We start from the raw sequence: 1,144 nt of genomic DNA, 5'->3' as shown, positions 1-1,144 counted from the left end.
ACGAGCCCTGGCTTGCAGCAGCTGGGTGACCTCCATCTCGCTGAGGCCAGCGGGGATGCCGTCGAGTCCTTGGGCGCGGAGCTCGGCGGGGATCTCGTCGAACAACGCGTCGATGCTGTCGACACCAATGGTGTCGAGCATGCCGGCGATGTCCTCGTCGGTGTGCGGGATGAAGGGCATCGTCGTTTAGCCCTCGTCGGCCAGGAGTTGCTCGTAGCCGCCGGCGTCCATCAGGTCGTCGAGCTGGCTCGGGTCGGAGAGCTTGAGCTGGAAGATCCAGCCGTCGCCATAGGCATCCTCGTTGATCGTTTCGGGCGCGCCATCGAGCGCCTCATTGGCGCCGACGACCTCGCCGCTGAGTGGGCTGTAGATGTCCGACGCCGCCTTGACCGATTCGACCACCGCGCAGGCGTCCTTGATCGCGACCTGCTTGCCGATCTCCGGCAGCTCGACGAAGACCAGATCGCCGAGGGCGTCCTGGGCATGATCGGTGATGCCGACGGTGACGGTGCCGTCGCCGTTGTCTTTCACCCATTCATGGGACTCGGTATATTTCAGCTCGGTTGGAATGCTGCTCATGCAGAGGCTCCTGACGGACCGCGTCGCTGTGAAGGCGGCGGCTGTTGGCGATGTGGCGCGAGGTCTAGGTGCTCTCGAGCCGGTGTTGGATAAACCTAAATCTCGTGATTCATCTTACGGGTTGACGCGGCGAGTGGCGCGACGCCATTCGCGTGAGCTTGGGTGCATCGAAAATGGTTGAGCCGCCGAAAACGCGCGCAGCCGCACTCAGGTTGTTGCTGAATGGCGCATTGCACACTGCGCGAACCGTTCGGCTCGGCCCCCCTATTCAAGCCTGATACGCGCCTCACCCTGGCGCACAAACGGAGGTTTCACCACCCGTGCCGGAACCGCCTTGCCGCGGATCTCGACCGCGCACTGCTCGCCGATCCCGGCCTGGACTCGCGCCAGCGCGATGCTGCGCTGCAGGGTGGGTGAGAAGCCGCCGGAGGTCACCTCGCCGACGGGCTGGCCGTCGAGCAGCACCGGCTGATGGCTCCTGAGCACGCCGCGCCCGGTCAGCAGCAGGCCGACGACATCGCGCCGTTCACCGCTCGAGCGCTGCGCCTCGAGTGCCGAGCGGCCA

The 1,144-nt window shown here is 65.6% G+C and carries 2 protein-coding genes and 1 pseudogene; all 3 read right to left on the bottom strand.

Annotated features, from left to right (window positions below; all coding sequences use genetic code 11):
• Window positions 1-180, bottom strand: a pseudogene (locus VBE63_RS29960) (glycine dehydrogenase); the annotation flags it as partial.
• 6 nt (window positions 181-186) lie between these two features.
• Window positions 187-579 carry a glycine cleavage system protein GcvH gene (gene gcvH / locus VBE63_RS29955; RefSeq protein ID WP_323686611.1) on the bottom strand — a complete coding sequence of 131 codons (393 nt, stop codon included), beginning with the start codon at window positions 577-579 and terminating at the stop codon, window positions 187-189.
• A gap of 264 nt (window positions 580-843) precedes the next feature.
• Window positions 844-1,144, bottom strand: a 301-nt coding sequence (locus tag VBE63_RS29950) for a glycine cleavage T C-terminal barrel domain-containing protein (RefSeq protein WP_323686610.1), incomplete at its 5' end; no start/stop codon positions are given.

This window comes from Lamprobacter sp., from assembly GCF_034860625.1.
GTDB lineage: Bacteria > Pseudomonadota > Gammaproteobacteria > Chromatiales > Chromatiaceae > Lamprobacter.
The sequence above is the reverse complement of the archived record's forward strand: the minus strand, read 5'-3'. Positions and strand labels throughout refer to the sequence as shown.

What these genes read in the sequence shown, in the direction of transcription:
- gcvH (WP_323686611.1), bottom strand. Translation starts at nt 579, where the DNA reads ATGAGCAGCATTCCAACCGAGCTGAAATATACCGAGTCCCATGAATGG.